Below are 26109 nucleotides of genomic sequence, written 5' to 3'. Positions count from 1 at the left end.
GGTTAATCTTCTCATGCATTCGGAGTATTTCAGCAGCTTAAAGCCGCGCATCAGGGTTTTTACGGATAGAATAGAATTCATGAATCCAGGGGCATTGCCAAAGGATTTCAAAATAATCATGAAAGAAGACTTTTCACAGCCAAGGAATCCTATCATTGCGCGCATCTTTCGTGCGATAAACCTTTCCGAAAACGCCGGCTCGGGCTTTGACAAGATGTTTTCCGGATGGAGGAGCCAGTATAGCAGGGATCCTGTGGTGGGCGGAGACGTAGATTATTACAAGATATCATTCTTTTTTGACGCGCAGAAAACTTTGGAGAAAAGTGACCAGAAAAGTAGCCAGAAAAGTGACCAGAAAATTATTGAATTAATTTCTCAAAATCCCGAAATTACAATAGAAGAGCTTATGCAGAAATTGGGCTATTCGGAAAGCGGAGTCAAAAAGATAATCAAAAAACTCAAAGAATCCGGCAGGATTAAAAGAACCGGCCCGGACAAAGGCGGGCGGTGGGAAGTGGTGAAGTGAGGGCGCTGCTTCCCGAGAGAGGGCGCGCAGGGGTTTGTGGGCGGGGATGGAATGAATGAGGGATAAAAGGTATTTGAGGTGTAGAATATGAAACTAAAGAGTTTTAGGATAAAGAATTATAAATCAATCAAAGACAGTAGAGAATGCTATTTATCGAACGCTATTACCGTTCTTGCGGGCAAAAATGAAAGTGGAAAGACAAGCATTTTAGAAGCTTTAGAAGATTTTTCTACAGGGAAAAAAATTCGTAAAGAAGCCATACCAATCCACAATAGTGAATTAAAACCAGAAATCATCGTCACTTTTGAAGTTGACGAAGACGAATTTAAAAAAATATCCCCTTATCTTGTAGTGGATAAAAAGAAAACCGATATCACACTATCTAAAGAGTATTATAATGCATATACACTAATTAATTCTGAAGAGTTATTTTCAAAGACAATAAAAGCTAATGAAAAAAGAACAAACGACTTTGAAAAACAGGCCAATTCGTTAATTAGTTTTTTTAAAGATCATCAAATTAACATAACGCTTGATGTTCTTAATGAAAAAAATTTCTCGCAGGTTTCAAGTCAATTTTCAAATTTAAAACAGAATATAGAAGCATACAGTTCAAAACTTGCGGCAGATGAGAAGGAGAAAGTTTTGGAGATTATTGCTACTTTAAAGCAGATTATTGATGAGTTTAGTAATCTTCGTAATTTTGATAGTAAATTTCTGGATGAATTTAAGCGACATATTCCGAATTTCATACTATTTGACACGTATAACGATCAGATTCCGAATAACGTGCCAATTACTCAGCTACAGAATAATACGTTTATTAGCGATCTTGTGACAATAAGCGATCTTGATATCAAATTAATCAAAGATCCGAGTCTAAGCAGAGAAAATCTCAAGCACAAGGATAAGGTGAATATTAAAGTTTCGGAAGAATATGAAAAATTTTGGGCACAAGATGCTGCAAATCTATATTTGGACTGGGATAAAGAGAACCTATTGTTATGGATAAAAGAAGATGGGGAATATTATGAACCGAAACAAAGAAGTAAGGGAAAACAGTGGCATTTAGCGTTCTATGTAAGGGTAACCGCAAGATCAAAAGAAGAGGTGCCAAACATCATCTTAATAGACGAACCCGGTTTATTTCTACACGCACGGGCACAGAAGGATATTTTAAGAAAACTTGAAGAATGTTCTACTAAAGTATCAATTATTTTCTCAACACATTCGCCTTATTTAATTGATCCAAATAATCTGATTAGAGTGAGGCTTGTTGAACGGACAAAAGAAAAAGGAACAGAAATAAATAAAATTCACGCAAAAGCAGATAAAGAAACATTAACACCAATACTTACCGCTATAGGTGAAGATTTATCTCAGGGAATACGGGTTGATAAAAAGAATAGTTTTGTTGTGGAAGGAATCTCCGACTATTATTACATTCATGCCTTTAAAAAATTGCTTGGATTCGATCAAGACATAAATATGGTTCCGGGATGTGGGGATAATATTCCCGCAGTAGCGTCTATCCTTTTTGGATGGGGGTTAGATCCATATTTTATTCTAGACTCTGATAAGCCAAGATTAGTTAATCAGTTGAAGACAAAATTAGATATTTCGGAAAATGTTATCCTTAAGATATCTGAAGAAAACGGTAAAACTATAGAAGAACTTTTTTCTGATGAAGATTTTAAAAAGCATATTTTAGAAGATGAAACTGCGGATTTATCTGAAGGAATTGCCAAATACCTAAAGAATAATAAGGTCGGCAAAGAATTGCCTGCAAAAAAATTCTCAGAAAAAGTAAATTCGGGTAAAATTAAAAAAGAGGATTTATCAGAATCGACTCTTAAAAATATCAAAAATCTGTTTGACAAAATATCAATTTTATTAAGTGAAACAAATGGTAAAAACTAAGTTCAAAGAACTGACATTTGAAAGTACGTTAAGGTGTAATGATGGCAAATAGATATAATCCTAAAAAGGCGGAAGCTTTGAAAGAAATCCATTCACACGTTTGGAATTTATACATCCATGCATTTAACGATAGAAGAATAGTGGAAGATAAGCTAACTTATTTACTCGCAATAAACACTCTGTTCTTGTTAGGATATACAGACTTATTTAAAGAGAAAATTTTAAATCCGGGCATATACATTATCCCATTTCTATTATTGTTCCTTTCAGCGATAATCCTATTCATTCAATTTATTTCAAAACAAATGTCAGTTCCATGGTTTACCAAAGAAGAGATCACTGATTTTCTCGATAAGGGCGTATTTTATACAAAAAGCCTTGGAGAAATTATTGCTTGTGAGAACAATTCATATAATTATATGTGTGAAAAGTGGAGGATACTTCGCATTTGCTATTCTCTTATCTTTTTTGCAATTGTCTCTGCAATACTAATTAGTATTATTGGTGCAACACATGAGCAATTAAGATTATTCACAATTGGCTTTATTTTTATTGGAAGTGCAATTGTATATTATCTCGTTCTTAAGAACTCCAAGAAATATTATACTGACGATCCTTCACGATCAGATAGGATTAAAGAACATTTTGAAAAGTGGTTAAAAGATGAAGCAACAAATTAAATTCAAGGAAACTGAAATAGGAACGATTCCTGAAGATTGGGAAGTGAAAGTTCTCTCTAAAATCGTTAATATTATTGGTGGCGGAACACCGAAAACATCTAAGCCGGAGTATTGGGGTGGCGATATTCCATGGATATCTGTTGCAGATTTTGTCGGTAGTAGAAGATGGATTCGGGATACTGAGAAACATATTACAAAAAAAGGATTAGAAGAAAGCTCAACAAACATATTGCGAGAAGGTCAACTGATTATCTCAGCAAGAGGTACTGTTGGTGAAATCGGACAGATAACAAGAGATATGGCATTTAATCAGTCCTGCTACGGTATTGACGGAAAAGATGGAGTAATAAATGACTTTCTGTATTACCTTTTGAGATTCAAAGTTCGAGATGTCCAATCAAAAACGCACGGCTCTGTTTTCAGCACAATCACACGACAAACATTTGATCAAATTTTGGTTGCCATACCCGATATTTCCGAGCAGCACTCCATCGCCGCCATCCTCTCATCCCTAGATAACAAAATCGCCCTCAACCGCTCCATGAACTCCACCCTCGAATCCATCGGACATGCGCTCTTCAAGCACTGGTTTGTTGATTTTGAGTTCCCGAATGAAGAGGGCAAGCCCTACAGGTCGAGCGGCGGGGAGATGATGGAAACTGACATTGGCGAGGTGCCGAAGGGGTGGAGAGTTGGGAAGATTAGCGATTTTGGGCGCATAGTTTGTGGTAAAACTCCTTCAAAATCGAATAAAGAATATTTTGAAGGAATTATACCATTCATAAAAATTCCCGATATGCACAATGATGTTTTTGTAATAAAAACGGAGGATTCTTTAACCGAAAAGGGCAAAAAATTTCAAGAAAATAAAACTATTCCAGCTAATTCTGTTTGTGTTAGTTGTATTGCTACAGTTGGCTTAGTATGCATCACAGATAAAGATTCTCAAACAAATCAGCAAATTAATTCAATTGTTCCAGAAAAAAGCGTTTACACGTATTATCTGTATTATAATATAAGTTCGATGAGGGAGTTTCTTAAAATTCTTGGAAGTGGTGGTTCAGCAACATTAAACATTAACACAGGAAACTTCTCAAATATTGATATTTTAATTCCGTCTAACGAAGTTTTACAAAAATTTCATTCGACACTTAATTCCAGCTTTATGCAAATAAAAAATAATCTTTATCAAAACGAGAATATGTCAAAAATCCGTGATGCTCTGCTTCCAAAACTGATGTCCGGGGAAATAAGAGTTCCTGCAAACACATAGAAACATTTATATATTACTTTAAGTAATAGTATTATTACAATAGGTAATACTTATGGACAGCGAAATAAAAATATTGAAGCTCCTGATTGGCAATAAAGAGGAAAAATACACCATAAAGAAGATAGCAGAAGCTTTGAAAATAAACTACCGGACAGCATACGAAAAGGTAATGCTGCTCCAAAAAGGCGGCTTAATCAGAATTACGAAAGCAGGCAATTCCAAAATCTGCGAGTTCGCAAATAAATTCGATAGCATTGTATTTGAGGCGGAATATGAAAGAAAAAAAGATTTGTTTAAAAACAAGGATTTCTTAATTCTCCACAACCGGTTGGCAGAGCTTAAATTCCCATTTATCGCATTATTATTCGGCTCCCACGCAAAAGGAACAGCAGATAAGCACTCGGACATCGATATTTTAGCCATCGGAGGAGACGAAAAGGAAATAAAAGCCACGCTCTCGCTTTTGCCTCTCAAAATACATTTAACCCAAGTAACTTATGAAGAATTTATTCGCATGGCAAAAAGCAGGGAATTCACGGTTGTAAGCGAAGCAATCAAGAACAACATCATATTAATCGGAATAGAGGAATATTACAGGCTGGTCAAAAATGCTGGATAAAAACCGAATAAAAGAAGCAGAAGACAATGTAAAATCTTATCTGGAAGAGGGACTGCTCAAAAAAGCGGCTGCAGATAAGCAAGTAATGGATATTCTCCTAAGAAACGCAAAAGAAAGCTTAAGGGTGGCGCAGGAAGCCCATCAAAAGAATCTTTCCGAATTATGGGTTATTGTCTGCTCCTATTACGCAATGTTCTATTATGCAAATGCGGTTCTCTTAAAGCTTGGTTACAAGGTTGGAGAAAAAATTGTTCACAAAGTAACCTCTGATGCAATGATTGTTTATGCCCGGGGAAAGCTGAAGGAAAATCTGCTTGAACAATACGAAGAGACAAAAGACGAAGCCCTGAATCTTGCAGGAATGAAAGCAGATGCCCTGATAGAATCATTTGATTTTGAAAGAAATAAGCGAAGCCTGGTCCAATACAGGACAATAGAAATCGAGAAGCAATCAAAAGCCAGAACTTCGCTTGCCAGGGCAAAGGAATTCGGCCTTGAAATGGAAAAACTGCTGGAGGCTATGTGATGACAAACGCAACACAGAGCCCGAACTCGAAATCGTCGCCCTCGGCATTCTCTTCGAATTGATGTCCGGCGCGATTCGGGTTCCTGTTGAGGTGAAGCAATGAAAAAACAAAAATCCGATAAAGACCTCGGCTTCTGGTCAGAAGGCGAGTTTGCCGAAACCATGACAGGAAAAGAAGCAGAACAGAAAATGAAAACTTTCCACAAAGGGCATGATGAAGATATGAATTTCAACTGCAAAAAATCATGAAAATCCACCTGCGAACAATCGGATTTTCAAGCTTTTTTATTGCATTGCATACGTTGTATTGCAATAAAAAATGCAACAAAAAGATTTCCGCGCATAACAAAGACTGGTACGGCGGGATGTGCGACGACTGCTTCAACAAAGAATATTTCCCGGACAAATCTTTATAAACTTAAGTTTACATATCTAAACTATGGTTGATATGTATAAAGTAAAGTTTACCGTATTGCAGCTGGAGATTTTAAGGTTTCTTTTTGTAAGGGCAGGGACATCATTTAACGCAAGAGGCGTCGCAATGCCATTAAAAGTGTCGCAGACTGCTGTTTCAAAGGCCTTGCCGCTCCTTGAAAAAGAAGGGCTCATCAATATAGAAAAAGATGAGCAATCCGGCAGATGGTCGATAAAATTAAACAGGGATAATCCAAAGGTCATTGCATTAAAAAGAGCCGAAAATCTGAAAATGCTTTATGAATCCGGAACAATATCCTTCCTTGAGGATACACTGCCCGGCGCAACCATTCTTCTTTTCGGCAGCTATTCGCGCGGAGATGATACAGTTAAATCGGATATCGATATAGCAATCATCGGCAGAAAAGAAAAAGAACTTGGCCTCGCGCAGTTTGAAGCCAAGCTTGAGCGCAAAATCAATCTGAACTTTTACGCTTCATTTAACGGAATACACAAAGAGCTTAAGGAAAACCTATGCAACGGAATTGTTCTTGTCGGAGGAATCGAGCTATGAGGACTGTAAGGAACTTTGAAGATTTTATTGAAGAAGGAATTGTCAAAAAGCAGGCTTCTGACAAGCCGAGGGCGAATTTTCTTGCGGGCGAGTCGGAAAAATCATTTACATTTCTTTTGGAAATTATCGGGCATTATGGCATCACAGGCCAGAACGCCACCACTATTATCAAGCTCTCTTATGACATAATAATGGAGCTAATCCGTGCGTGCATGCTTAAAGTCGGATATAACGCCTCCGGGCAGGGGGCGCATGAAGCTGAAGTCTCGTACCTTAGAAAAATCGGATTTAAGGAAATAGATGTCCAGTTTGCAGACCAGATGAGATATTTCAGAAACGGCATCACCTACTATGGCAGGTCGCTGGACGACGAATATGCAAAAAAGGTTTTTGATTTTATGAACAAAACATATCCAAAGCTAAAGGAAGCGGCGAAATCATAGAGGGACATCATTATGCCAAACGCAATGACAGAATCCGAAGTTGAAGAAGTCGCGCTTAGTATTCTTTCTGAACTCGAATATAAAGTGATTTACGGTCCGGACATTGCGCCGGACGGCTCAAATCCCGAGAGAAAGGATTATTCTGAAGTTGTTTTAAAAGAAAGATTGCTTAACGCAATCAACCGGCTCAACCCCAAAATTCCAAAAGATGCAAGAGAAGAGGCTTTCAAAAAAGTTCTTAGAACAGAAAGCCCGAATCTTGTTATAGACAACCAAAGCTTCCACAAAATGCTTTTTGAGGGTGTTGATGTTGAGTATAAAAGAGCCGACGGAGAAATCAAGGGCGATAAAGTCCAACTTTTCGATTTCGAAAATCCAAAAAACAACGAATTTCTGGCAGTGAATCAGTTTACAATACTTGCAAAACAGCCTCCGAACAGAAGGCCGGACATAATTCTTTTTGTAAACGGCCTGCCTCTTGTTGTTATTGAGCTCAAAAACCCCACAGATGAAAATGCCACAATAGAAACCGCATATAGCCAGCTTCAGACATACGAAGACCAGATTCCGTCATTATTCCGCTATAATGAGATTCTCGTAATAAGCGACGGCATTTTCACAAAGGCAGGAACACTAACATCAAATAAAGAATGGTTCATGCCATGGAAAACCATTGACGGCTCAAAAGATACAAAAAATATCATGCCGCATTTGTCCACTCCTGCCAGCGGCAAGCTCTCGAACGCGTTCGAGATGACTTCAATGGAGGTTCTTTTACGCGGAATGTTCAACAAAGAAACGTTCTTAGACCTTGTACGGCATTTCATAGTCTTTGAAAAGGAAAAAGAGCTTCAAAAAAAGCTTGCTGCATATCACCAATATCATGCAGTGAACAAGGCGATCATTTCAACAATAAATGCCACAAAAAAGGAAAGAAAAGCAGGAATTGTCTGGCACACGCAAGGCTCGGGCAAAAGCCTAAGCATGGTCTTCTACACTGGAAAACTCGTTTTAGCGTTAGACAACCCCACAATTGTTGTATTAACCGATAGAAACGACTTGGACGAGCAGCTTTTCGGAACATTTGGCAGATGCAACGATTTGCTAAGACAGGATCCAGTACAAGCGGATTCAAGAGAAAAAATTAAGGAACTACTTAAAGTGTCTTCGGGCGGAATAGTTTTTACTACAATACAAAAATTCTCGCCTGTTGGATCAAACGAAAAATATCCTCTGCTATCCAATCGTGAAAACATTATTGTAATCGCTGACGAAGCCCACAGGAGCCAATATGGCTTCAAAGCAAAAGTTGTTGAAAAAGAAGACCAGGCACTAGTAACTTATGGTTTTGCAAAATACCTGCGGGATGCATTGCCGAATGCGTCGTTTATCGGGTTCACTGGAACGCCAATAGAACAAGCAGACAAAAGCACGCCTGCTGTTTTTGGTAAATATGTTGATATATACGATATCGGACAGACAGTAAATGACGGCGCTACAGTCAGAATATACTACGAACCACGGCTGGCAAAGCTTGATCTTAAACCGGAAGAGCGGCCAAAAATTGATGAAGCGTTTGAAGAAGTCACAGAAGGGGAAGAAGCCACACGAAAAGAAACCTTAAAGAGCAAATGGGCGCGCCTTGAATCCGTAGTTGGAAGCTCAAAGCGAACAAAACGGATAGCAAAAGATATTGTCCGGCATTTTGAGAAGCGCGTCAATTTTTTTGATGGAAAAGGCATGATTGTGTGCATGAGCAGAAGAATTTGCGTTGATCTTTACAATGAACTCATTAAACTACGGCCTGAATGGGCAAGCGACGACGATACCAAAGGCATATTGAAAGTAATCATGACTGGTTCTGCATCCGATCCGAAAGAATGGCAGGAGCATATACGGAACAAGAAAAGAAGAAAAGCAATCGGAGATAGAATTAAGGACTCAAAAGATCCGCTTAAGCTGGTTATTGTAAGGGATATGTGGCTCACTGGCTTTGATGCCCCTTGTTTGCATACAATGTACATCGATAAGCCAATGCAGGGTCATGGTTTAATGCAAGCGATAGCAAGAGTAAACCGCGTTTTTAAGGATAAACCGGGCGGTTTAATCGTTGATTACATCGGTATCGGGCTTGAATTGAAAAAAGCAATATCTGAATACAGAGAAAGCGGCGGAAAAGGCAAACCAACATTTGAACAGGAAGATGCTGTTGCGATGATGCTTGAAAAATACGAAATAGTGTCCGACATGTTTCACGGTTTCGATTATAAGAGATTTTTCAAGATTGAACCAAAAGAGAGAATGTCTCTAATACCGCAGGCAATGGAACATATACTCAAGCAAAAGGATGGCAAAGAAAGATACCTTAAGAACACCGCAGAACTACTTAGGGCATTTGCCCTTGCAGTACCTCATGAAAAAGCAATGGAAATCAAAGAAGATGTTGGTTTCTTTCAGGCAATAAAATCTACAATATCAAAAACAATTGCAAGCAAAGGACAATATCAGGAAGATTTGGATTCTTCAATAAAACAAATATTGTCTAAAGCCATTGTATCTGACCGAGTCGTGGATATTTTCTCGGCAACAGGATTCAAAAAACCAGACATTTCAATTCTCTCAGAAGGATTTCTTGCAGAAGTAAAGGATATGCCACAGAAAAACCTTGCTTTTGAAATGTTAAAGAGGTTTCTTAACGACGAAATAAACATTCGAATGAAGAAAAATCTCGTTCAGGCAAAATCATTTAGGGAAATGCTAGAAAAATCCATACGGAAATACACCAATCGAAACATAGAAGCGGCACAGGTAATAGAAGAACTAATAGAACTTGCAAGAAAAATGAAAGAGGAGCAGGAGCGCGGTAAAAAGTTAAAAATGAATGATGATGAAATAGCGTTCTATGACGCGCTGTATGTTAATGATAGCGCAGTCAAAGTGCTAGGTGATGAAGTACTAAGAATGATTGCAATAGAACTTGTAGACACGATTCGTAAAAACGCAAACATCGATTGGACCTTAAGAAACAGTGTTCAGGCAAAAATGAGGCTTGCAGTTAAACGCATTCTGAATAAATATGGTTATCCGCCGGATAAACAAAAGATGGCTACAGAAATGGTTTTGGAACAGGCAAAAAGAATATGCAAGGATGTTGCGGAAGAGGATGTTTTGAAAACTCAAATTTCATTCACTCAATACACTCCAACAAGTTCCGAAGTTATGGCTAGCACTGAAAAGAATGAGAAATACCACGACAAAAATTAGATCTTCAAATCAAAACTGTAAAACCCATTCCTGCCAACAACCACGTGGTCCAACATCTTTATGTCCAGCAAACCACCAGCCTCCGACAACTTCTCAGTAATGCGCTTATCCTCTTCACTCGGGCTTGGATCGCCACTCGGATGGTTGTGCACCACAATTATTGCATGCGCGCTTTCCTTTATTGCGCCTCTGAAGACTTCGCGCGGATGAATCAGCGAAGCATCAAGGGTTCCTTTTGTCACGATTTCTTCTTTTAGAACATGATTCTTAGCATCCAAATACAAAACAACAAAGACTTCCTGCTTTAAATCAGATAGTTTCTCTTTCATCAGTTCATAAACATCCTTTGCACAAGTAATCTTCGTCAACTTCTTCTTTGCCAAAGCGTGCCTTTTATTCAGCTCAAACAATACCTTTATTGTCATTGCTTTTGCAGGCCCGATACCCTTAATTTCCTGCAATTCTGGCAAAGACAACTCAGATAATTTATCAACGCCGTATCGAGAAATCAAACGATTCGACATATCAATGACGTTTTCTCCTCTAGTGCCAGTCTTAAGTATTATCGCAAGAAGTTCTGCATCACCTAATACGGATACACCGTGCTTTTGAAGTCTTTCTCTCGGTCTGTTTTCTAAAGTTATGTCTGCTATGCGCATCAATTTCATTTCTCGCGCCCACTATATAAGAGCATTGGCTTGGGGTTGCCGATATGCAACCATTTTGTTGACGTCAACAAAATGGTCCAGCACGCTGTTTTCTTCTAATACACCGCGGAAATCCCGCCGAAAAGCTTAAATACTAGCGCTACCAAAATTATAAATAGGTAAATTTTAGTAGGGGTATTATTAAAGAATATGGAATAATGGTTTTTATGGAATATATAAAGCGCGACCTTGAAGAAACAATACTAAAGAACCTGAATGTCCCGGAAATAATCGCAGTTATCGGTCCGAGGCAGGCAGGAAAAACTACGCTCTTGAAGCGCATCTATGAAAACCTGAAAGACGCCGCCTTCCTGAGCTTTGAAGACAGAGAGCCTCTTGAGCTTTTCATGGATGATGAAAAGTCGTTTGCCGAACTATACGCCAAAAACAAAAAGTACCTCTTTATAGACGAATTCCAGTATGCAAAAGACGGCGGAAAGAAGCTGAAATTCATATATGACACATATCCAAAGACAAAGATTATTATTTCCGGCTCCTCTGCCCCGGGGCTCACAGTGCATGGCATAAAGTACCTCGTGGGGCGCATATTTGTCTTCAACCTGTATCCGCTTTCATTCGAGGAATTTTTAAGATACAAAGACGAGCCATTATCCGGCATTTATTTTGAAAAAAAGAAAGCAATACAAAATTACCTGAAAAAAGGCGGCAAACTTCCGGATGTCAGCGCGGCAATTATCCAGCGGCTAAATAAGATATACGACGAATATGTGATTTACGGCGGATATCCGAGAGCGGCAATTTCAAAAACAATGGAAGAAAAAAGAACGGTCTTAAAGAACATATACAGCACATATTTTTTAAGAGAAATAAAGGATTTATTGGCGCTTACCACAGATTTCAATCTCTCAAAACTGATAAAGGCGCTTTCAATACAAACCGGCGGCATGATATCATATAACGGCCTTTCTGAAGTCTCCGGCTTTGACTATGCATCTCTTCTCACACATCTAAACATACTGGAAAAGACATTCATCTGCAAAAGAATGCCGCCGTTTTACACAAATAAAAGAACTGAGCTTGTGAAAATTCCGAAAGTGTATTTCTTTGACACAGGATTCAGAAATACCGTCCTTGATGATTTCAGATCGTACGACACACGGCAGGATATCGGGCAATTGAACGAAAATTTCATATTTTCCGAGTTCACTTATGCGGGAATAGATGCGAAATTCTGGAGGAGTAAAGCAAAGGCAGAAGTCGATTTTGTCATTGAAAAAGAAGGAATATTAATCGCTATAGAATCAAAGAGCAGTTTTAGCGAAAGAACAAAATCATTAATGAGTTTCAAAGAAAAATATAATCCGCAGATAACTGTTATAGCCTGCAAAAGTAATCTGGAAGAAGCAGATAATGTGGTGTATTTACCATTTGTATTTATTTCATCTTTATTTGTATGAAGTCTCCCTCGGCCTGTTTCCATGCGGAATGTCTTTTATTCGCATACAAAATATGTATTTCTGTGGGGGATATATAGGTAACGCTTAGGGGTTGCCGATATCACATATAGGTCTTGCCGAATATTTCTTTTCGTTTCTTACTGTATAACTTGCGCGACAAAGGCAGATTATTTCCCCTGATATGGCCATAAGGCACAGGATTAGGCAGCTTCAGCCCTAATTTTTTGTAATAAGGATCGTTTAAATCATGCTTTTGCTCCACATCAAATATTTTGTAAGCCCCGTCAACAAACTTGATCTGATGGACCTTGATGCCTGAAGCAATCACAACATCCACATTGAAATTATCCGTATCCCTTGGCTCGCCGTTCCTATATTCTCCAAAATAGAGCTCGGTCATTATCTCTTTTTCACCATACATGATCATTAAGGCTGTGCAACGCTCGCATGGAGGGCGCACACTTATCATATAGATATTCTCGAGTTCCTCTGGCGAAATATGGTACATATTAAATAATACTGCTGCCTCTCCGCATGCAGACGGGCAACTTCTAAATTCTGTTTGCAGGCCCTCATCCCTTACGCGGGTACAAGAGTCTTTTTTCCTGCAATTTTCCCTTACCACTCCATTCGCTCCAAGAATCGGCTCATAACTATCATCTTTGGAAAAAAGGCCTGCTCCAAGATGCGCCTTAGAGCATCCGCTGTGTTTTTCCCCAAATTCTAGCACTTTCAAATAATTCCTTATTATCGTGTCGTCATCGACCATAAGCAACGAAGCAGAACCAAAATTTATTAATCTATTTAAAACCCCTAAAACAAAGTCATGTATGGCTTCGGACGACGCGATATTGGAAAAGCTGATCAAAGGCAAGCTGAAAATGCACGAGCTTGACATCCCTGCAGAAGACGCGATAAAAGTGCGCAGGGAATTCATCGAGGAAAAAACAAGCACAAAACTTTCGGCAATGGCATCTTATTCTTTTGACATCGAATCGGTTTCAACAAGAAACACAGAAAACATCATCGGCGCGATTCACATCCCTGTCGGCGTCGCAGGTCCTCTCAAAGTAGAAGGAGAATTCGCAAAAGGAGAGTTCTACGTGCCTCTTGCAACAACAGAAGGCGCTTTAGTCGCATCAGTCAACCGCGGAAGCCTGGCAATATCAAATTCAGGAGGCGCGACAGTCAGGATCGTCTCAAACAAGATGACAAGAGCACCTTTGTTCAAATCAAACGGGATAAAACATTCTATAGAGATAAAGACCTGGGTAGAAACCCACTTCAACGAACTGAAAAAAATCGCGGAATCAACCACAAACTTCGGGGAACTGACAGGCGCAAAAACATGGATCGCAGGAAAAAATGTATACGTCCGCTTTGAATTCGACTCCAAGGACGCGATGGGAATGAACATGATAACAATAGCAAGCGACGCCATGGCAAAGGTTATCGCGGAAAAGACAAAGGCGAAATTCATAAGCATCTCGGGAAACATGTGCATCGACAAAAAGCCGTCTGCAATGCATCTTATCGAGGGGCGGGGAAAAACAGTTCTTGCAGAGGCGACAATAAGCCGAAAAGTTGTTGAAGAAGTCCTCAAAACCACGCCCGAAGAAATAGTTGACCTGAACTGCCGTAAAAACCTCGTCGGTTCTGCTCTTGCAGGAAGCCTCGGGTTTAACGCGCATGCTGCAAATATCATCGCCGCATCATTCATTGCGACCGGCCAGGACCCCGCGCATGTAGTGGATGGAAGCGTCAGCATCACAACCGCGGAAATGGAGGGACGCGACTTGTATATTTCAGTTTATATCTCAAGCCTAAATGTCGGAACAGTCGGCGGAGGAACATCGCTTGCAACGCAGAAAGAAGCTCTATCGATTATGGGCTGCAGAGGAGCAACAAAAGTGCCGGGAGAAAATTCAAAGAAACTCGCAGAAATAATTGCCGGAGCAATTCTTGCAGGAGAATTATCAATTCTTGCGGCGCAGGCATCCGGGCAAATGACAAAGGCGCATGTAAAATTGGGAAGGGGAAAATAAAAGGGACTTGCAATGAAGTGCGACTTTTCAGGAATATCTGCAAAATACGACACACTAGTAAAAGAATATGCGGATAAATCACACAACTACATAAGCAACAAAAAAGAGACGGATAAATTCCTCTCACTTCTTACTGAGAACACCCTGATATTAGATGTTGGCTGCGGACTCGGAAACTTTACGCATTATTTCAAAGAAAAAAATTCGGATAGGTAGGAATAAATTTCTCAAAGGGAATGCTAAAATTTGCAAAAAAAGAGTATCCGGACGCATATTTCGCGCGCATGAACTTAAGGAAACTAGGCTTTCGAAAAGCAGTTTTTGGCGGAATTTATGCATCATATTCCTTTCTCCACATCCCGAAAAAAGATGCAAAACCCGCGCTCATCGAATTCAGAAATGTTATGAAACCGGGAGGCGCCATCATGTTAGTATTGAAGGAAGGGCGCGGAGAAAAACCGATCGGAATAAACGCTAAACCTGATGTGGGGATAGGCCATGCATTGTGGATGCTTCCTGAAATGAATAATTTATTGCGCGCGTGCGGCTTTAAAATACTATTCAGTGAACGATGGATGCCTGTGAAAAAAAAGCCGTGGTGGTTAGTTAAATTGATATAAAAAAAAACCGAACATTCTAAAACTCAAAGAAAAATCCAAATGCGACACAACTGCAAATCATGGGACATTATGCATTATCGCGCTAAAACGCACAATTTTAATGTGAACTGATGTCTGAGATGATACTAATACGAACTTTTTCAAAAAAGATTATGGGTCGCAAACAAGCTGCCAAATATTGTGGTATAACGCAGGATTTGAATCCAAAAATAATGTGAATTTTTTGTCTTCTCGAGCCTTCTGCCACGTACTATCATGCGCTTCAACAATGCCTCTGATAAGATCGCCATCAAATTCATCTTTCTCTTTGAGATATTGGTTTATGGTTGTGTATTCCGGCGGACAGTTCAACAAATCTGCGAATACATCCGCAGCACCTTGAACCATTTCAGAAAAGTGATTTACTCTATTAACAAGTTCTGAAAAATATATCGGACAAACACCATTTTTTATAAAATTTCCCTTATAGCCACGTTCATTGAGGCATAGTTTACAACCCATAAATCAACCGAGCAGTAGTGAGTGCGCCAATATTTATAAAGTTAGTTTATGCGTTGCTCAGTTATCGCTGTTTTCAGTTTCATCGTTGTCAGCTTCCCCTGCGCCAATCTCAACTAAGAACTGCCCGTACTCCTGCGGGCGCGCCTCTTCAATAACATTCAGAAGCGGCAGATATTCGCGCGCTGCCCTCTTTCCGCAATGCAGGTGCCCTGCCAGTTTCAGGGCGAATTTATCGCGGATTGCGCGCTCAATTCTTGACCTGCCCATCATCGCGATTCTTGTCGGGAATTTGTAAAGCACGAACTTTGAATACTTCTCTTTTTTAGCCAAAGCAACGCCTGCGCCTGCAATCTGCGAGGCATAACCCATGTAGTCCCAGTACTGCTGGCGCACAATGCGCCCCATAAATAGATTCGCCCTGGAAACAGCGGCATAAGCCCGCGCAACATCATCGGCTCGCTCATATTCAAGCGGTATATTCTCGCGAATCCATTGGATCAATTCATCCACCGGCTTGTCTGAATCGCGCATCGCTTCGCATGCATTAGCAGCAGAAAGCGTCTTGAACACAACGCGAAGCGAATCCTGGACTGACATTTCTGCATCGCGCGGAGAAAGCATTTTTGAATCCTCATAGACGGCAGTTTTGCGCCCGGTTATCACAGTTTCAAGGTCGTTTATTGCCGCTTTCAGATCTCCTCCGGCAGTTGACGCAATGGATTTCACAACTTTCTCATCGCACACAACACCCTCTTTTTCGCAAATCTCTTTCAGGCGCTTTTCAATGCTTGCCGCATAGATGCTATGAAACGCGATGATTTTGCTCGCCTTTTTCAGCGGGTCGAGCTTTTTCACATAGATGTCATTTGCAAGAAGAACTACTGGAAATTTTGAAGTCTTTGCGATTTTGGCTATCTCTCCCGCTCCGCCCCGATCCCCTCCGGAAAGGCCGTCGACTTCATCAAATACAACCAGTTTCCCCCGAAAGAAAAGCGACTGCTGTTCAAGGGAATGGCCGAATCCTTCGTGTAAAGCCTTTGCAGAACGCATATCCGAAGCGTTTGTGGCAACAAGATGGTAATTCAGTTCTTTTGCAATAAGCTCCACGAGTGTCGTTTTTCCTGTACCCGGCTTTCCGTGGATAAGAAGCATTTTTTTGGGCTCATTTTTCCAGTTTTTGGCCCATGCAAGAATATCATTAACCACAGTGCCGTTTCCTATAAACTCTTTGAGAGACTTTGGCTTGTATTTCTCAGTCAGCATATAATTGTTTGCCTGAATAGCTATTTAACTCTCGGAATATTATGTGCTGCTTCGGATGCATCAAGAAACGCACATCAGCAAGTTTTTTAAAGCTTGCCACGCATTAAACATATCAGAAAATAATGCAATGCAATACAATGAATTATAAGTTTGCTTAAGCTTAATAAAGCTTAATTCTATAACAATAATAACAATACTGATAATTCATAAATCATACTGATATATCAAAGGTGTTAAACATGGCAAATCAACAAGGACAAGGACAACCAATCTTCATTTTGCCCGAAGGGGCGTTTAAGGACAACCGCAGAAGCGCGCAACGGCAGAATATTGCAGCTGCACGCGCAGTGGCAGACGCAGTGCGCTCGACTCTTGGCCCAAAGGGCATGGACAAAATGCTTACAGACTCAATAGGCGACGTTGTTATAACAAATGACGGCGTAACGATTCTTGAAGAAATGGAAATCGAGCACCCGGCAGCAAAAATGGTTGTTGAGGTCGCAAAAACCCAGAATAAGGAAGTCGGCGACGGAACAACAACAGCAGTGATTATTGCAGGCGCGCTTCTGAAAGAATCTGAAGCACTTCTTGACCAGAATGTCCACCCGACAATAATCGCATCGGGATACAGGCTTGCAAAAACAAAGGCTCTTGAAATACTAAAGAAAATCGCAATACCGATTACGTTAAATGATAAGGATCTCCTGAAGAATATCGCAATAACTTCGATGACAGGAAAAAGCGCGGAATCCGCGGGAGAGCACCTTGCAAAAATCGCTGTTGATGGAGTTATTTCAATTGCAGAAAAAGACGGCAATAAAATCACAATAAATCTCGACAACCTGAAAATGGAAAAGAAAGCAGGAGGCTCAACTGATGAGACTGAACTTATCAAAGGCATAATCGTTGACAAGGAGCGCGTACATTCGGGCATGGCTTCAAGTATCAAGGATGCAAAAATCGCGCTTGTTGACGCTGCTCTTGAAATAAAGGAAACTGAAACTGACGCGCAGATAAGAATCACAGACCCGTCACAGCTTCAGGCATTTGTCGAGTCCGAAGAAAAGATGCTCAAAACAATGGTTGAAAAAATAGTTGCATCAGGCGCAAACGTATTATTCTGCCAGAAGGGAATTGACGACATGGCTCAGCACTTCCTTTCAAAGAAAGGTATTTTTGCTGCAAGGCGCGTGAAAAAATCAGACATGGACGCGCTTGCAAGAGCAACAGGTGCAAGAGTTGTGACAAGCCTTAATGACCTTGAAAAGACAGATATAGGTTTCGCTGGCCTTGTTGAAGAAATCAAAGTCGGAGGCGAGGCAATGACATTCGTGCGCGAATGCAAAGAACCGAAAGCAGTCTCTATAATTGTACGCGGAGGTACAGAGCACGTTGTTGAGGAAATCTATAGGGCAATGGACGACGCAGTAAAATGCGTTGCAGCAGCCCTTGAAGTCGGATTCATGGTTGCAGGAGGAGGAGCTCCTGAAGCAGAAGTCGCAAAAGATCTTCGAAGATATGCTGATCAGGTCGGCGGCCGAGAACAGCTTGCAGTAAACGCTTTTGCAAACGCCATGGAAATCATTCCAAGAACACTTGCAGAAAACGCAGGGCTTGACCCGATTGACATACTAGTAGAGCTTCGCGCAAGGCATGACAAAGGCATGGTAACTGCGGGTGTTGATGTAATGAAAAATACAATCAGCGACATGAAGGCAATCAATGTCATCGAGCCGCTCAAAATCAAAACGCAGGCGATAAAATCCGCATCAGAAGCTGCAGAAATGATACTAAGAATCGACGACATCATTTCGGCATCCAAGCTCTCAAAGGGCGGAATGCCGCCTGGAATGGGCAGCATGGGCGGAGATTATTAAATAATTTATAGAGGGCGCGAAAAGCGCCCTCAAAAGTTCTTTTTCTCAAATATCTCATTATTTTCAGGAATTGATTCCAACGTGTAGATTTAAATTATTCACCAATTCATAATAACTAGTGATGGTATGTCCGACGATGTGAGTAATGTTGTAAAGACAATTCCAAAAGAAGTTTTAGAAGTATTTCGAGATAATGTAAAACAACTATTAGAAAGCCGTAACTTTGAATATATTTTTGAAGGGAAAAAAAATATGCAATAAAAGTGATTGATATAAAAGGCAACGAAGCACTCATCGAAATTTCATTGCCCAATAATGTTTGCTTTTACGCATATAAGAGGGAAAAATGTTATTGAATACAGATTAACACCCAAATATGTGTGTGATAGCACTCATAAATATAAATCTGATTAATTCTGCAATTCAGCTACCATATTTGCGACAATCATATGATTGTTATAAAGCTTCCAAGATATTCCAAATTATTGTTCGGGCAGCTGGTGATTAATTTCAGCTTTCTTATATTGCTGTTGATTGAAGAATTGTCTGTCGTATTGTACATCACAAGAGTATAAACATCGCCGGCATTTATCATAGTCTTTGTGAAATTCGCCTCGGCATTCGTGTCGTTTGAATATATTATTCTGATGCCGCTTATCAAAACCGATTTCGTTCCCGTATTCTCGACATCGATCCGCAATTTCGTTGTGGCATTGGTAAAAGAAATATTCTGAATATTAAGATTTGCAAACTGGCATTCCGGCTTTGAATTTTCCGTAGCTTCTGATGTTTGCTTTTTTGTTATATCTTGAAGCCATGTCGACATGAAAGCCCCGATAGAGAGTGTAAATGCTATCAAAAGCACAGATGCAATAAGAGGAGATACACCCTTTTTCTTTAATACATACATATAAGATTACCTCAAAGTTTTATGGCGCTTTCAAGAAGAGTTATCAAATAATCACTCTTTTAATGGCACGGCATCAGATTCTAATGTTGGACCCCGATTCCAGCCGCCAAGTGGTTCGCTCACAGTCGCAGTAATTCCGTCACAAATGTGCCCGATTATTTTTATCTTTATGAGACGACCTCCACTCACATTAAAGGTAAGTATTTTGTCATTCAATTTCTTTATTGCAGTATTGTTTCCGGGATTATCAATTGTCCACACTAAGGGAACTGAACTGTCTTCGAACCATGTCTGATATCTACCTATTGAAAGGTCTATGGTGCCCGTATTCTTTAGCCGTGTCTTGAAAAACGCTGTTGTATCATCAGTATAATTATATTCCGTAAAATCAATATCGTTCTCTATAAATCCGTAATTGCATGCTATTTTCTCTTCAAAAACTGCAGTCTTTTCCCTTTGCGCTGTTGTAAAGCCTGAAATCCATGCAGTTAAAACTGCCGCTATAGCCATGGTAAATGCAATCAATAGAACTGAAGCAATAAGCGGAGATACTCCCTTTAAGATTCTCATTTTACCACATTGAACAATTAAATAATATGACTAAAACTTATATTCTTTTGAATATTACTATTTATCCTTCTGTCTATATAAAGATTATATGTCCGCATTTACGGGTGCTGTTGCATAAGATTTATATATGCCAAAATTCTTGCTCAAATCTTAGCGTTGAACGCAAGAATTTTGAATGACTCGGTTTTAGCTTTGCAGATAACGCTAAGGTGTATGTGCTCTGCGAATTGTGCAACAGCACCATTCAAACGCCAACACTGCTAACTACAGACGCACCGCCAAGTAAAGTATGTGCCAACATAAGAGTTATATACCCCATCAAGGACATCAAAGCGGCGTGTTTTACGCCTGCTGAAAGATTGCCCTCTGCAAGTTTTCCTATTGCAAGGCCTGAAAAGATACCTTGTATTATTGCAAGATGTGAAAACATTCGCCCGTATGCCTCTACGTTCACATTTGCATTTGAAGCAGCCATCATCTCCTCAGCTCCAGGAGATGTTGCTGATCCCCATGTAAGTGCTGGAAGAAGGAATTCCCTCATACCTATCATTATCACGACAAAAATGAAAAAGATGACATATCCAGTCATCATCTGGCTTGAAATTCTTGATGTTCTTTCACGGCGAAGCTTCTCTATTTCCACAGTGGATTTTCCCACAGCATCAAGAGCTTCTGCAATATTTCCGCCAGACCTGTGCGCTTCTATCACTGTTGAAATTGCCCTTGTGATTGTCGGATCATCTATACTTTTGACAAAATTATGCAGTGCATTATCAAATGGAATCCCCCAGGTTATTTGCGCAACAAGAGTCTTTATATGAGAATTTAGCGCGCCATAATTATTGTTAGACGCATATTTTATTGCAAGCGAAAGCGTCATGCCGCCTCTCAACCCTTCAGTTATATCACGTATGAAATCAGGAAATGATTCTTCAACTTCCTTCATTTGTTGATATTTATTGTAACGGAGCATTGCCGGCGGGACTCCCATCATAATAAATGATAGAAGTATCAGGATGTTAGACATAAACTCATTGTTCAATTTTGGTATAAGGTAAAAATAACTGAAAAGAAAGAATACTATACCTCCGAAAACAGATATTATGATAGTACTCTTTTCCTCGTTCGTTTTCATTAATTTGAAAATTTTCTGTAACGGAGTCTTCATAAAACATCACTTAATAAATTACATATCCGGCTGAGTATATGAAATGAATAAAAGGAAGCCGACATTCAAAACAGGTATTAGTACATATACGCCCAGCCACATAAAGTCCTCTATGCTGAGCCCCCCTACAGATGAGCCCGGAACCATATTCATCACAGCAAGTATTGAAACAAGGAAAAGCGGCGCAGCTATCAATATTGCTGTGTAAATGTCTGCGTATGTTGAAAGCGTCTCGATATACTTTTTCCTTGCGAGCTTGTAATTGAAAAGCGCGAGCTGAGACATTTCATTAAGATAGTCTTTCATATTTCCTCCGGTTTCTATTATTGAAAGAATGCCATAAAGAAGCTCTTTAAATTCCTTTGACGGTGTGCGCATAGCGGTAAATCGTATGGCATTAAGTATGTCTTTTCCAAATACGTTTATTTGCCTGACGAGATTTCTTGATTCGATGGAAACCGCGCCATATTCCTTGAACTGCGCCATCATTTCGAATGCTTTCTCGGGTGGAACTCCGGAAGACGCTATCGCAGCCATGTGATTTATTGCAAACGGAAGATTTGTATTTATGTCCTGCATTTTTGACTTCACTCTTTGAAAAGGATATGCATATCCGAGAGTAAATGTTATTAAAAAAACAAGCGCGGGAAAAATCAGCATCCCCACCAGCATCAATAAAAAGCTCAGCCCATACACTACAGAAATTGCCGCAATGATCAGCGCCGCAGAGAATGCTGCGGAAAATGCGATTGCGCTCACTATACCGATATAGCTTTCAGGAATAATCTTCATATCCGATATGGCAATGGCATCCTTTAACGGCTCAAAATACTCCGGAGATATTTTAACAAAGCCCCCGAAAAAAACATTTGCTGCGATTCTTGAATTCTTAGATGTTTCTGCGCGCATAAAATTCGAAACAAGCATATTAATTGTATTATACATTCTTGTTTTAAGAGGCACAGAAAGCACAGCATAATCTTTTAGAAGATTTCTCTCTTTCAGCCTGAAGCGCAATTTTTCTACATCACTTTCTTCTTTTTTTACAGGCGCAAGCTTTGAGCGCAAATATTTATCGATTTTTGATGAAACAGAAACCTTTTTGTTCCCATCAGATTTTTTTGAAGAATTGCCGGCTGAAGCAACACCTTTTCCAGATACAGACGATTTAAAGTTTTCTTTGTTTTCCATTTTTCATACCGCCAATAAATCATATATTCCTCGAGCGAAGTTCATAAATATTTCAAAAACAAAGAATATTTGACTCCGCAGATAAGAGCCATAAATTGCCAATGAACCGCTGCAGGCAATTATTTGAAGCGCTGTAATATCATAATTTTACAAGAGCCTCTTCTTTCGGATAAACCGTTATGCCATTAGTAGTTATTTTGAAAGGATGTATCTTTCTGGAATGGTTTGTTCCGCGCATTTTCCATACGAAAATGCCCCGAGTGTATTCGTTTGAAACCGGCGTGTAATACAAGACAATTATTCCGTCCGCAACAAACTCTTCGACATCGAATCTGCTGAGCTTTTTTGGATTATCTGAAGGTGCTTCGGTTATTATCAGCGCAGTGCAATCCGTGCTTTTTACTAAGCTCTGTATATCAACAAGCGTCTTTCTTATCTCCCGCACATCCTGTATATAAAGGCCGATAGCAGAAACCGAGTCTATTACAATCCGTTTTGCGCCCATCTGCTTTATGTTGCTGGATATTATGTCCATTATGTCCTGAAACCTGTAGGGGTCATAACGTATTATCCGTATCAGGTCATTTTTAAGAAATTTTTTCAAGTCCCATGAAAACTCGCCAAAAACTTTAAGAACACTTGCCTCATCCTCTTCAAAGGTAATATAAAGTCCCGGTTCGCCTTTTTGGGCCCCTGCCAAAAGAAACTGCATCGAAAAAATGCTTTTCCCCGAGCCGGAAGTTCCGGCAAGCAAAATCGTGTGATTTTTCGGAATGCCTCCTTCAAGAAGAACATCCAAACCGCTTATCCCAGTAACTATTTTTTCAAACACAAACCCACCACTCTCTCTTTGATAGCACTCATATATAAATATCTTATGCGCTATAATATATTAGTATGTATCTCTATAAATACATTTTTGAATCCGCATTCATCCTTTTGCTTGCAGGCGCAATATATTTTTTTAACAAGTATCTGACAGAGTTCTTCGAAAATCGTCCCATACCATCATTCTGGAAGCTGTTTTTTCTGGGATTGTCTTTCTATATGGGGGTAAATACGCTGATGTTTTTGCCTTTTGTAATTGAATGGTTCCCATTCCAGAATTACGTGTTTTTTTACAGCATCATGCAGCCATTAGGTGTACTGCTTGCAACATACGGAATATATAAAATAGAGGAGGAGACAAGAAATGTTTGAAAGCACATTACTCGTGTCAAGCTGGATAACTGCTGCACTTCTGGTTTCTCTGTCATGGTTCATCTACAAGTATTCCAAGAATTTTGTAGTGGAAGTAAATTACTGGAAATACATCTATCAGGGAATTGTTTTTTTCGCAGCATCTGAAATTGCGCGCCCTCTCCACTTAATCATAAGCGAATTCTTCAACGTATACCTGATATACTCAATATCCGGCTCGATTTTGCTGGTGTATGGCTTCTACATGCTTTATAAAACAGAACATGTGTAATCCATATCATATTGTCGAGGCATCGTCTTTATAATGAAGTGGGTGAGAAATGATAGAACGCCAAGGTTCCTCATAACCTTGAGCACTGAGGCGCATTCGGCTTCGCCGAACGCACCAGTCATTAACGGAGTTGAGAGAAATGATAGAACGCTGGGAAACTGCAATAAAATCAGAACTTGATGATTACTTTTCCGGGAAAAAACGCGGGAAAGAAAGCATCATGTCAAAAAGGGCGATAATCTATTCGTTGGAATGGCTTAGTGTCGGCTATTTTTCCGCGCTTTATATGGCGGGAAAAAAATTCGCTAAGCACACGCTTGCGGAAAGAATAAAGGGAAAGATTCCCGATGCAAATATATTTCTTGTGAAATTTTTCGGCGACCTAGGATTTGGAAAGCTAAAAGTTATCGGAACGCAAAACGGAAGATATGTTTACAGGCTTGAACACTGCTCCACCTGTTGGGAAATGCCACCGGTAGGAAAACAAGTTTGTTTCTTTGAAGCAGGCCTTATTGCAGGAATTCTTGAAGCAAAGATCGGAAAGCGCATAACAGTCACAGAAACGCTTTGCGGAGGCCTTGGAGACGATTGCGACGAATTCATCGCGCGAATAGATGAATAATATCTGCAGAACTAGTAGCTGATGATCATTATGGCTATCAAACCAAATAATACTTCTACGGGAATTCCAAAACTAGACGGCATGCTTGAAGGCGGATTTCCTGAAAGCACTTCGGTGCTGCTTTATGGAACGCCGGGAGTCGGCAAAAGCATTTTCTGCCAGCAATTCATGCATGAAGGATTAAAGAAAAACGAAAGATGCATATTTCTTACATTTGATGTCAGGCCGGAAACAATAGAAACGTCAATGTCGCGTTTCGGCTGGGAGACAAAAAACAAGATAATTTTCCTTGACTGCTTTTCTTATAGAATCGGGGTACAATCATCATCACGATACGCTCTGACAGGCCTTTCAGACTTGAATCAACTCTCTATGATTTTTGAGGATATGTTAAACGATGTCGGAAAAGAACGAAAAAGAATTGTTGTAGACTCGCTGTCAACGCTTCTCCTTTATTCAGACCCTGAGCTCTCATTGAAATTCTTAAAGGATTTTATAGCATCAGCCATCTCGCAGAAATCAACCCTGCTTTTTACAATAGAAGAAGGCATACATGACGAAAAGACAGTTGCAATATTGAATTACATGGCAGAAGGGCTTATCGAAATGAAATTTGAGATGGACAAGCGCCTGCTTCGCGTGGCAAAAATGCGCGGCACCGCGGTGTCCAGATCATGGGCTGAATTTGATGTGACAAAAAAAGGCATTGTGATAATGTAATTCTTAATCTATTGATGCGCGTTGTTTTAAAAAGAGAGCCCACATAAATTATATTTCAAATCAATTTATTTAATTTTTGCTTAGCTATAAAAAATCCATTCCATTGAGAAGTTCTAAAGGCAAGTGAGGAGACGGACCGTTAAAATACGACTTTAAGTCCTCGGATTGCCTCCTTAATTTTTCTTCATAATCAAGAACTAATAAAGTATTTCCGCTTGCCATGCCTAAAGCATCCTTGTCCGGATAAACAATTATGTGTTTTTTTTGTATGGCGAAATTAATGGAATTGTAAAAACTGTGGTTTGGCTTATATTCAAAGCCCAATTTCGGAGTTTGCCCTTGTTCCCAAAGATTCGTGAAAAGTTGCTTTTGATTTTCAGCGAAACTCTTGTCTTTGATAATTGTTAATTTTAACTTTGGCTCAATATTATAGACTGCGACAATATCATCAAAAATAAGTATCTCGTTATCGATATTAAACGTTTCTTTAGGCAGATCTCTAAAAAACATACAGTTATTTACAAATTCAACATTTCTTGAAAAGGAAGGGATTATCGGTACATTTGTTATTTGTTTGATTTTTATTTCATTTTTGAGGAATAATTTTCTTAATTCTTCTGCCTTTTCACTTCCGATAATTTTTGAAAGGTCACTCTTTTCATATATGAATACCTTTTTCTCCTTAGATTGAGCCGATTTCAAGGATAGGTCATATAAGTCGTTTACTGTTGCGCATTGCAAAACACAACTTATTTGCGTGATTTTCTTCATATGAGTAAAATGCTCC

The 26109-nt window shown here is 39.6% G+C and carries 30 protein-coding genes; 20 read left to right on the top strand and 10 right to left on the bottom strand.

Annotated elements, in window-relative coordinates:
• The 11 genes from KKB09_03415 to KKB09_03365 form a co-directional block, all read left to right on the top strand.
• On the top strand, positions 1–526 hold a 526-nt coding region (locus tag KKB09_03415; protein ID MBU4300247.1), incomplete at its 5' end, for a winged helix-turn-helix transcriptional regulator.
• 87 nt (positions 527–613) lie between these two features.
• Positions 614–2446, top strand: a complete 1833-nt coding sequence (locus tag KKB09_03410; protein MBU4300246.1) for an ATP-binding protein — start codon at positions 614–616, stop codon at positions 2444–2446.
• 41 nt (positions 2447–2487) lie between these two features.
• The gene (locus KKB09_03405; GenBank protein MBU4300245.1) at positions 2488–3126 is read left to right on the top strand and encodes a hypothetical protein; all 639 of its coding nucleotides are present in this window, start codon (positions 2488–2490) and stop codon (positions 3124–3126) included.
• On the top strand, positions 3110–4399 hold the full coding sequence (locus tag KKB09_03400; protein ID MBU4300244.1) for a restriction endonuclease subunit S: 1290 nt from the start codon (positions 3110–3112) through the stop codon (positions 4397–4399). The genes KKB09_03405 and KKB09_03400 overlap by 17 nt, the downstream gene beginning before the upstream one ends.
• 52 nt (positions 4400–4451) lie before the next feature.
• A complete protein-coding gene (locus KKB09_03395) occupies positions 4452–5018 on the top strand; it encodes a nucleotidyltransferase domain-containing protein (GenBank protein MBU4300243.1) in 567 nt (188 codons plus the stop codon).
• Positions 5008–5544 carry a HEPN domain-containing protein gene (locus KKB09_03390; GenBank protein ID MBU4300242.1) on the top strand — a complete coding sequence of 179 codons (537 nt, stop codon included), beginning with the start codon at positions 5008–5010 and terminating at the stop codon, positions 5542–5544. Before KKB09_03395 ends, KKB09_03390 begins: the two co-directional genes overlap by 11 nt.
• 99 nt (positions 5545–5643) lie before the next feature.
• On the top strand, positions 5644–5793 hold the full coding sequence (locus KKB09_03385; protein ID MBU4300241.1) for a hypothetical protein: 150 nt from the start codon (positions 5644–5646) through the stop codon (positions 5791–5793).
• Positions 5790–5960 carry a hypothetical protein gene (locus KKB09_03380; GenBank protein ID MBU4300240.1) on the top strand — a complete coding sequence of 57 codons (171 nt, stop codon included), beginning with the start codon at positions 5790–5792 and terminating at the stop codon, positions 5958–5960. The genes KKB09_03385 and KKB09_03380 overlap by 4 nt, the downstream gene beginning before the upstream one ends.
• Positions 5961–5983: 23 nt before the next feature.
• On the top strand, positions 5984–6532 hold the full coding sequence (locus KKB09_03375) for a nucleotidyltransferase domain-containing protein (GenBank protein MBU4300239.1): 549 nt from the start codon (positions 5984–5986) through the stop codon (positions 6530–6532).
• A complete protein-coding gene (locus tag KKB09_03370) occupies positions 6529–6975 on the top strand; it encodes a hypothetical protein (protein MBU4300238.1) in 447 nt (148 codons plus the stop codon). Before KKB09_03375 ends, KKB09_03370 begins: the two co-directional genes overlap by 4 nt.
• A gap of 12 nt (positions 6976–6987) precedes the next feature.
• Positions 6988–10239, top strand: coding sequence for a type I restriction endonuclease subunit R (locus KKB09_03365; GenBank protein ID MBU4300237.1), 3252 nt, complete (start codon positions 6988–6990; stop codon positions 10237–10239).
• Here KKB09_03365 and radC read toward each other — a convergent pair.
• The gene (gene radC, locus KKB09_03360; GenBank protein ID MBU4300236.1) at positions 10236–10898 is read right to left on the bottom strand and encodes a DNA repair protein RadC; all 663 of its coding nucleotides are present in this window, start codon (positions 10896–10898) and stop codon (positions 10236–10238) included. The two genes, KKB09_03365 and radC, sit on opposite strands and share 4 nt — an antisense overlap.
• A gap of 215 nt (positions 10899–11113) precedes the next feature.
• Between radC and KKB09_03355 the strand changes: the two genes are divergently transcribed.
• Positions 11114–12364 (top strand): ATP-binding protein, encoded by a 1251-nt coding sequence (locus tag KKB09_03355; protein ID MBU4300235.1) that lies wholly within the window; start codon positions 11114–11116, stop codon positions 12362–12364.
• A gap of 100 nt (positions 12365–12464) precedes the next feature.
• Here KKB09_03355 and KKB09_03350 read toward each other — a convergent pair whose 3' ends face one another.
• Complete coding sequence (locus tag KKB09_03350; protein ID MBU4300234.1) at positions 12465–13133, bottom strand: hypothetical protein; 669 nt, start codon at positions 13131–13133, stop codon at positions 12465–12467.
• A 61-nt stretch (positions 13134–13194) separates the two neighbouring features.
• On the opposite strand from KKB09_03350, the gene hmgA reads away from it, so the two are divergent.
• Genes hmgA through KKB09_03335 form a run of 3 tightly spaced genes read left to right on the top strand, consistent with a single transcriptional unit; the run spans position 13195 to position 15029 of the window.
• Complete coding sequence (hmgA, locus tag KKB09_03345; protein MBU4300233.1) at positions 13195–14409, top strand: hydroxymethylglutaryl-CoA reductase (NADPH); 1215 nt, start codon at positions 13195–13197, stop codon at positions 14407–14409.
• 12 nt (positions 14410–14421) lie between these two features.
• On the top strand, positions 14422–14625 hold the full coding sequence (locus KKB09_03340; protein MBU4300232.1) for a hypothetical protein: 204 nt from the start codon (positions 14422–14424) through the stop codon (positions 14623–14625).
• Between the two features lie 20 nt (positions 14626–14645).
• Positions 14646–15029: a class I SAM-dependent methyltransferase gene (locus tag KKB09_03335; GenBank protein ID MBU4300231.1), complete on the top strand. Its 384-nt coding sequence runs from the start codon at positions 14646–14648 to the stop codon at positions 15027–15029.
• Positions 15030–15179: 150 nt separating this feature from the next.
• On the opposite strand, the gene KKB09_03330 is transcribed toward KKB09_03335, so the two are convergent.
• Both KKB09_03330 and KKB09_03325 read right to left on the bottom strand, forming a co-directional pair.
• Positions 15180–15530 carry a hypothetical protein gene (locus tag KKB09_03330; protein MBU4300230.1) on the bottom strand — a complete coding sequence of 117 codons (351 nt, stop codon included), beginning with the start codon at positions 15528–15530 and terminating at the stop codon, positions 15180–15182.
• Positions 15531–15587: 57 nt separating this feature from the next.
• The gene (locus tag KKB09_03325; protein ID MBU4300229.1) at positions 15588–16793 is read right to left on the bottom strand and encodes a replication factor C large subunit; all 1206 of its coding nucleotides are present in this window, start codon (positions 16791–16793) and stop codon (positions 15588–15590) included.
• A gap of 239 nt (positions 16794–17032) precedes the next feature.
• On the opposite strand from KKB09_03325, the gene KKB09_03320 reads away from it, so the two are divergent.
• The gene (locus tag KKB09_03320; GenBank protein MBU4300228.1) at positions 17033–18670 is read left to right on the top strand and encodes a TCP-1/cpn60 chaperonin family protein; all 1638 of its coding nucleotides are present in this window, start codon (positions 17033–17035) and stop codon (positions 18668–18670) included.
• A gap of 445 nt (positions 18671–19115) precedes the next feature.
• Here the strand turns inward: KKB09_03320 and KKB09_03315 are convergent, their stop codons facing one another.
• The 5 genes from KKB09_03315 to KKB09_03295 form a co-directional block, all read right to left on the bottom strand.
• Positions 19116–19580: a hypothetical protein gene (locus KKB09_03315; GenBank protein MBU4300227.1), complete on the bottom strand. Its 465-nt coding sequence runs from the start codon at positions 19578–19580 to the stop codon at positions 19116–19118.
• A 51-nt stretch (positions 19581–19631) separates the two neighbouring features.
• Positions 19632–20150, bottom strand: coding sequence for a type IV pilin (locus tag KKB09_03310; protein ID MBU4300226.1), 519 nt, complete (start codon positions 20148–20150; stop codon positions 19632–19634).
• 244 nt (positions 20151–20394) lie between these two features.
• Entirely contained in the window at positions 20395–21177 is a 783-nt protein-coding gene (locus KKB09_03305) for a type II secretion system F family protein (protein MBU4300225.1), read from the bottom strand.
• 159 nt (positions 21178–21336) lie between these two features.
• Entirely contained in the window at positions 21337–22509 is a 1173-nt protein-coding gene (locus KKB09_03300) for a type II secretion system F family protein (GenBank protein ID MBU4300224.1), read from the bottom strand.
• 139 nt (positions 22510–22648) lie between these two features.
• Positions 22649–23341, bottom strand: a complete 693-nt coding sequence (locus KKB09_03295) for an AAA family ATPase (GenBank protein MBU4300223.1) — start codon at positions 23339–23341, stop codon at positions 22649–22651.
• A 65-nt stretch (positions 23342–23406) separates the two neighbouring features.
• Between KKB09_03295 and KKB09_03290 the strand changes: the two genes are divergently transcribed.
• The 4 genes from KKB09_03290 (at position 23407) to KKB09_03275 (ending at position 25322) form a co-directional block, all read left to right on the top strand.
• On the top strand, positions 23407–23709 hold the full coding sequence (locus tag KKB09_03290; protein ID MBU4300222.1) for a hypothetical protein: 303 nt from the start codon (positions 23407–23409) through the stop codon (positions 23707–23709).
• Positions 23702–23980: a hypothetical protein gene (locus KKB09_03285; GenBank protein ID MBU4300221.1), complete on the top strand. Its 279-nt coding sequence runs from the start codon at positions 23702–23704 to the stop codon at positions 23978–23980. The genes KKB09_03290 and KKB09_03285 overlap by 8 nt, the downstream gene beginning before the upstream one ends.
• A 139-nt stretch (positions 23981–24119) precedes the next feature.
• Positions 24120–24602 (top strand): 4-vinyl reductase, encoded by a 483-nt coding sequence (locus KKB09_03280; protein MBU4300220.1) that lies wholly within the window; start codon positions 24120–24122, stop codon positions 24600–24602.
• Positions 24603–24632: 30 nt separating this feature from the next.
• A complete protein-coding gene (locus KKB09_03275) occupies positions 24633–25322 on the top strand; it encodes an RAD55 family ATPase (GenBank protein MBU4300219.1) in 690 nt (229 codons plus the stop codon).
• A gap of 84 nt (positions 25323–25406) precedes the next feature.
• On the opposite strand, the gene KKB09_03270 is transcribed toward KKB09_03275, so the two are convergent.
• Entirely contained in the window at positions 25407–26093 is a 687-nt protein-coding gene (locus KKB09_03270) for a hypothetical protein (protein ID MBU4300218.1), read from the bottom strand.
• Positions 26094–26109: the final 16 nt, after the last annotated feature.

It is taken from the genome of Nanoarchaeota archaeon, assembly GCA_018897155.1.
Classification (GTDB): domain Archaea; phylum EX4484-52; class EX4484-52; order EX4484-52; family LFW-46; genus LFW-46.
The sequence above is the reverse complement of the archived record's forward strand: the minus strand, read 5'-3'. Positions and strand labels throughout refer to the sequence as shown.